At 64.6% G+C, this 6,579-nt stretch carries 5 protein-coding genes; 1 reads left to right on the top strand and 4 read right to left on the bottom strand.

Annotated features, from left to right (window positions below; all coding sequences use genetic code 11):
• Nucleotides 1-529: 529 nt before the first annotated feature.
• Nucleotides 530-1,570, top strand: coding sequence for a hypothetical protein (locus DD1DGNOD_RS15575; protein ID WP_131767446.1), 1,041 nt, complete (start codon nucleotides 530-532; stop codon nucleotides 1,568-1,570).
• Here DD1DGNOD_RS15575 and DD1DGNOD_RS15570 read toward each other — a convergent pair.
• The 4 genes from DD1DGNOD_RS15570 to DD1DGNOD_RS15555 form a co-directional block, all read right to left on the bottom strand.
• The gene (locus tag DD1DGNOD_RS15570; protein WP_131770453.1) at nucleotides 1,552-1,896 is read right to left on the bottom strand and encodes a hypothetical protein; all 345 of its coding nucleotides are present in this window, start codon (nucleotides 1,894-1,896) and stop codon (nucleotides 1,552-1,554) included. The genes DD1DGNOD_RS15575 and DD1DGNOD_RS15570 overlap by 19 nt on opposite strands.
• 491 nt (nucleotides 1,897-2,387) lie before the next feature.
• A complete protein-coding gene (locus tag DD1DGNOD_RS15565) occupies nucleotides 2,388-4,520 on the bottom strand; it encodes an AIPR family protein (RefSeq protein WP_131770452.1) in 2,133 nt (710 codons plus the stop codon).
• 515 nt (nucleotides 4,521-5,035) lie between these two features.
• A complete protein-coding gene (locus tag DD1DGNOD_RS29575; RefSeq protein WP_131766959.1) occupies nucleotides 5,036-5,164 on the bottom strand; it encodes a hypothetical protein in 129 nt (42 codons plus the stop codon).
• Nucleotides 5,165-5,171: 7 nt separating this feature from the next.
• Entirely contained in the window at nucleotides 5,172-6,386 is a 1,215-nt protein-coding gene (locus DD1DGNOD_RS15555; RefSeq protein WP_206443208.1) for a serine hydrolase domain-containing protein, read from the bottom strand.
• Nucleotides 6,387-6,579 lie beyond the last annotated feature (193 nt).

Raw genomic sequence — 6,579 nt, 5'->3', positions numbered from 1 at the left:
GTTCTGTGGGAGCCCGGGGGTGCGATCCCCCCGGGCCACCCGACCAGGTGCGGTGGGCGCGGCGGAAGTTCAAACGGTTGAGGGCGTTCAAGCGTGCCAAGCGCTGGTGGAACGGGCTCCTGCGAAGGCAGCCCCGACTGTTCACCCACTGGGCGTGGATGCCCGAGTTCTGACGGATCAGGTGAGAAGAGCGGAGTGACGAGAGATCGTCACGCTCCGTTCTGTGGGAGCCCGGGGGTGAGATCCCCCCGGGCCACCCGGCCATCGTGGTAGATCCGCACGATTTCCATAAACGGTTCGACAACGACCCGGTCGTGCGCTGGCGCTAGTTCAACATAATCGTTCTCGACCCGCCGGATGTGCTTCACCTTCTACACCCAGGTGATTAGCATACGGCCCGGCGGCGCACAGTAGTTCGACCCAGCTGCGTCGTGAATGACGTGCTTGTGCGTGTGGACGGCGAGCTGTTGAACCAGTCACGCCACGTCATGCAGGACCAGCTGTTCTTCTGACAGAAAGGACCATTGCCATGTCAAGCGCGCGCCCACGACGGACGCGACTTCTGGGTGCCGTCCTCATGCTCGGGACCGTCGTCGGGGTGGCGGTTGCCGCCGCATCCGTATCGTCGTCGGCCACGCCCGAGGGCTCGACCGCGGCCAAGCCCTCGGGCAGCCCGGTGTGCCTGGTCGAGGCTGATGGCGTGGAGCACAACGTCAAGGTCCTGTCGACGGTGACCACCGAGCTCTACCATAAGACCCGCTCGTATCCCGGCCCATGCGCGGTGTACGGTGAGCCGGTCGTTCTCGGCGACGGGCGCATCCGTACCTACGCTCAGCTCGACGGCGTCCGACCGTTCAGCCTGGGTTTCGTGTTCGGCAAGAACGCCCTGACGAACCTGCCCACTGCCAATACAGACGGCCAGCACTGCTACGACGTCGATGGCGACGGCACGATTGACGAGCAGGCCGAATGCGTGCATAGTCACGACTTCGTGCTCGAACTACCCCAGCAGTTCACCGAGCAGGTCGGCGGTCCGTTCACGTGGGCCCTGCTGACCTGGGACCCGCACGGGCACGCGCCCGATCCCGTCTACGGCCTTCCCCACTTCGACTTCCACTTCTACATTCAGGACCTGGCCGCTCGAAACGCGATCCGGACCGGGTCCGGTAGCGGGGAAGGGCTCATCAACGGCGACGACTACGCCACCGCCCGGGTACCTGTGTCCGACCGTTACCGGCCGGACGGCTACTTCGACTTCGGCGCCGTGGTGTCCGCGATGGGCAACCATCTGACCGATCTGAGCTCGCCGGAGTTCAACGGCAACATGTTCACCCACACCTTCATGTACGGCGCCTACAACGGCGAGATTACCTTCTACGAGCCGATGATCACGAAGGCGTGGCTGGCGGAAGTGACAGGCGGCAAGGCAGACTCCTGCACTCCGATCAAGGCGCCTGCAGCCTGGAAGGTGGCGGGCTGGTACCCCACCCGGTACTGCATCGAGTACCGGAAGAACAGGGAGGAGCTCACGGTGTCCTTGACCGATTTCGCCTACCGTCCCGCGTCCTGATCCGCCGGCAACACTATGCGGATCTTGTCCTCGGCGTGGAACAGCGAGGGACGACTCATCACTGATCTCCTTGGGCTCAGGGCCAACAAACCCCTGTGCCAAGAATCCTGACGCACGACATGGCCAGAAGGCCGCGCACCAGGCGTGGTTGCCGCGTTCGCACGCATCATCTCCGCGTCGCCGAGCTGGCTTTCGGGGCCGGCGTGCCAGTCCTCGACCGGACCGTCGCGCCACGCCATCCGCGTCACCGTGACCGCCGCGAGATCGATCAAAGCCGCATTGTTGTCGGGATCGACGCCGAGATGGTCCACGATTTGGCGAAGCATCCCCGGGTCAAACTGACCGTCTCCACCGGGAGGAATGGGAGATCCGGACGATGCCGCCTTGCCTCGCCTTCGGCGCTGTCTACGCCGCGGAGCCTGTGGTTCGAGTCTCCCCCCAGGCCCACCACTCGTCCGATGGGTAGGTCTCACATACCGCCTGACCTGGGTGTTTGGCGGTTCGCATCCTCAGATTCAGTGATCTTAGTAACGCTAGGTTCACAATTTGCAAATGTCAGCCAGGGCTTCGGCGAGATCGTGAACGAGGGTCGCGGTGCCTGGGACGGGGCCAGCGCGGGCCGGCGGGCCACCAGCACACGACCTGCTCACGTGCACCGAGCGGCGTCTTGCCAGCACCCGCTGGGCACCGAGGAGTCCGCACCGAGCCGCCAGGTGCCGGCCATCCCGTTCGGCTAAGCCACGAATGATCGCTCGCTGGTCGCTCCTGTGCTTCCGCCAGCATGCACGAGAGCCACCAGACAGCGACCATGCCGCGTTCAGCCGGCTGCGCCAGCCGCGTCCGCCCGCAGCAGGACCTCGGCAAGCTCGACCAATGATCCTTCTGCGGGCACCGACCAGCGCGCCGGCCCCTGGACTGCGACAGGTGCCTGCTCCCAAGCGGCCTGTCGCCAGATTTCCTGTACGAGGGTGGACGGCGCGTACTGACGCCCGTCCACGGCCCAGACCAACGGCTTCGAGCGGCTGTTCACCCAGGTTGCCTCAGCCCGCCGCGGATCTGCCGCCAACCAGCCCCCGACCGCGCGTTCTTCGGGCTTGCTGATCGTTGAGAACACCAGCCGGGTGCCATCCTTGATCCTGCGTGCATCGACCAGGATCCCCACCGTGTTCGGCCGCCGGGTGCGGCGGGCCACCTTGGCCGGGTTGTAGTCGTCTGGGAGTACAGGGTCCGGACGATCCGTGCTCATGTCCCACAGGACCCGCTTTACCAGCGGCCGACACCGGTCGGCAGAGGTCAGGGTGCTGCCGATGAAGGAGTTCTTTCCGAAGCTCTCATCAATGCGTAGCACCAGCCAGCCGACCGCCTGCTCGACGAGGGTCGACACGTCGCTGAGCCGCGCGAGCCAGTCCTCGTCAGGGTCGTCGGCACCGCTCAGCGTGATGTGGGCGAAGACAATGTGTGTCACAAGCAGATCGCCGTGTTCGGCGACGGCTTCCGCGCGCCCGCGCCGCCGGTTACGGCTCTCGTGTAGCCCCTCCTGTACCGCTCGGAGCGTCTGGACGCAGCGCCAGATCCGCAGCGCTGAAGGGCGGCGTCCGAACAGCTGGGTGTAGGCCCCTTTGGAGCCGCGTTCCCATAGCAGAGAAGAGTCCCTCTTCGCGCGAACGGCCAGCTCGACGTCCGGATGTGCGCAGGCGAGCGCGATGGCCGCGTGAACGATCGAGCATCCGCCCTCGGGCGGCGGGTCAATCTCGCCGCGCTTGATGACGTAAACCTTGTCGAGGGTCAGCGCGAAATCATCTTTGATGTCCGTCTGCACTCGGTCGAGTGCCACGAAGTCGCGCAGCTCCACATCGTTCTGCGTGTTCGTCGTTTGCGTAATCGTGGTTGCCAGCTCCGCGGGCGCCCGTCCCACAACGATCACTCGGACCCCGACGAGCGCTCCGCCGACGATCTCCGGGCTCTTTCGCATCGCCTCGGCGATGGCAGCGACAGTCTGGGCGCCGTTGACGACGCTCGCGTCGTCGAGTACCAGTTCGGCCGGGCCGCGTGCGGCGCTCCGACTGAAGGGATTGAGGCTGAGGCTGTTGCATAGCACGGTGATGCCGTTGTTGTAGTACCAAAAATTCTCCGGCGTCGTCGTCAACGTCTCGACGACACCGCTGTTGACCTTGGTAATTCCGAGGTTGGTGCGGATGTTCTTGCTGAAGAGCCGATCCCCGTGGCGCGTGTACCATTCGGCGATCTCGCCCGCCGCCACGATCCCCGAGTAGGCCTCGAAGGGGTGATGGAGATCAAACCATTGCTGCATCCTGATGGCGAGGTCGACCGGTTTCGGCGCGATACTACGACCGAGCACGTTGTTGATATCTCTGGCCAGGCAGTACTCGACGTCGAGGACCTCGCCGAACCGGTTGAACTCCCGCACCGCGTCGTCGAACTTCTGTCGGACCTCGGCTGACGGCTGCTGGCTTCCCATCAGAGCGATCGTCACGGTGATGCGCCGGTCGGCGTCGAGCAGCACGGCACGTACCCGTTCCGCGAGCACCTGGAATCGTTCGTTGAAGCGGTCGAACTGGTGCTGGTCGATCAGCCGAAGTCCTTCGATCGTCTTGAGCGCGTCGCCGGCGCCGATACCGGCCTCACCGCGGTCGCTCCACTTCGACTGGATGAGCCAGAGCCGCGGTTCGCTCCTGGCCACGGCGATCGCGTCGATACCGAAGTCGGCGCGTCCATCAATGACCATCTCGGCGGCTTCGGATGCGTCGCAGTCGGCACGGTCCCGCGCCACTAGGGCGGCCAACGCTCGGGAGAGGAACTTGCGGTGTCGCTCAGCCGGATCTGGATGGGTGACATCGCTGGTGTCGATCAAGTCCTCGAACTGATTCAGCAGTGCCTGCCGGACCAGCGTGACGGCCCCGGGGATCGATCTCCCTGCCTTGCCACTCATCCGACCGAACGCCCCCTTCGCCACTTCGTGTACGGAAGCTTACGGGCCGTCCCCTTGGGGCGGGGAGGGATGTGTCCGTTGCCGTCCACTGGCCAACCGGCCCCCGGTGGGCTGTGTCTGTGGGTGATGACGCTGCTCCGCACCGGCGGCGAGGCGTCGGCGACAGCGGTGAACTCGGCGACCGCGGTCTGCAGGTCCGCGACGGTCTCGCGAGCGATCACCTCTGGGGTTAGCAGGGTGTCGCCCTCGTCCAGGCCCGGGGCGCGCAGCCAGCTGATGTCCAGGTTCGTCTTGTCCCGGGCAATCGGCTCGTCATGGGTGAACGGGTGGACCTGTTCCGTCTCGGGCAGGGTCTCTCTCGATCTGCCTGCACTGACTGTTATAGTTGAGTTACGCTGTTGTTTCTCGTGCTCTCGTCGCCCCGAACCAGCCCGACCCGGCTGGCAAGCCGAATCAACGACGCATCACCCACCAGCCCATGAAAGTTCAGGAAAGAATCAGCAGGGCTCAGGACGTCAGAAACAGTCGCCATTAACGGCGAGCTCAGTGACTGTGGTGATCTTTGTGGATAGCAGGTACTCCTCGGCCTGCTCGGCAAGATGTAGCGGCCATGGCAGGCGCATCTCACCATTCGTACGACTCATCGTCCTTCTAGTCGATCACGGCTTGGTACACGAGGTTCTTGAAAACCCGTTGGTAGTGCCTGGCCCGCCAGTATTTCTGGGTCATGAACAGCCCGATCATATCCTCGGCCGGGTCGACGAAGAAGCTGGTCGACCCGCGTCCGAGCCACCAGTAGTCGCCCGCGGAGCCGAGGACTTCGGAGAGTCCCGACTGCTTGCGCACCGCCACGCCCAAGCCGAACGTGTACCCGTCGCGCGGCATGTAGTCGGGGCCGGTGCCGTACAGCGAACCGAGGTGGTCGGAGGTCATCAGCTCGACCGACTTCCGGCTGAGCACCCGCTGTCCGTCTAGTTCACCCATTCCCAGCAACATCCTGGTGAACCGGAGATAGTCCCGGACGGTTGAGAAAGCGCCGCTGCCGCCGGAGAGGAAGGTTGGACGCGAGGTGAGGTCGCGCATCACCGTGTCCGCGGCGAAGGGCTCAGCCGGCTGCACGATCAGGTGGGCACGCTCCGGTGGGACGAAGAACCCCGTGTCGGCCATGCCGAGTGGGGTAAACACTCGATCGGCGAGCAGAGCGTCCAGCGGCTGGCCGCTGGCCATCTCCAGGAGGCGTCCCACGACATCGCCAGATCGACCATACTCCCAATGAGAGCCCGGTTGCATGGCCAAGGGCAGCTTGCTGAACGAGGTGACGAGGTCCTGTGTGGACGTGGTATAAGCGACGTCCGTGTGGTCGAACTCCCTGATACCGGCCTTCTCGTACAGCTTCAGGATCCAGGGGGTTCCGAAATACCCGCCAACGATGCCGGACGTGTGCCGCAGCAGATCGATAACAGTGATCTCCCGTTCCGCGTCCACGAGGCGGTATCCACCGTCCGATGTGGATTCGCCTACCGGCAGGTCGGCTAATTCGGGCAGAAACCGCCCGACGGGATCGCTGAGGTCGAGGAGTCCCTCCTCGTGCAGGGACATGGCGGCCACGCTCGTGATCGGCTTGGTCATCGAGTAGATGCGGAAGATCGCGTCCAGCGGCATCGGTGTGCCGGTTGACGGCGTCACGGTGCCGGCCTGCGCGGTATACGCGACATGGCCCCGGCGGTACACGAGCGCTACCGCGCCGGGCAGCCGGCCGTCGTCCACGTGCGACCACAGCATCCGTTCGATCCTGGCGAGCCTGCTGGACGACAGACCGACCTCTTCCGGTGTGGCGCGGTCACCGAGATCCGTTTCTGGTTCCACCGGGGTCCTTTTCGTTGGAGAGAATGCCTGCTCTCCTATCAGGACTGAATCGACCGTGAGCGGCCCGAGTAGTGCCGGTTCGCCTGGTTGCGACGCACGGCGTATCGTCGACTTCTGCGTTTCCCGGTGCACGAGACTCCCGGCTCGATGTCGCCGGTGTTGTCCCGGATCGCGTTTGTAGGAGAAGGTAACA

It is taken from the genome of Candidatus Protofrankia californiensis (assembly GCF_900634765.1).
Lineage (GTDB): Bacteria > Actinomycetota > Actinomycetes > Frankiales > Frankiaceae > Protofrankia > Protofrankia californiensis.
The sequence above is the reverse complement of the archived record's forward strand: the minus strand, read 5'-3'. Positions and strand labels throughout refer to the sequence as shown.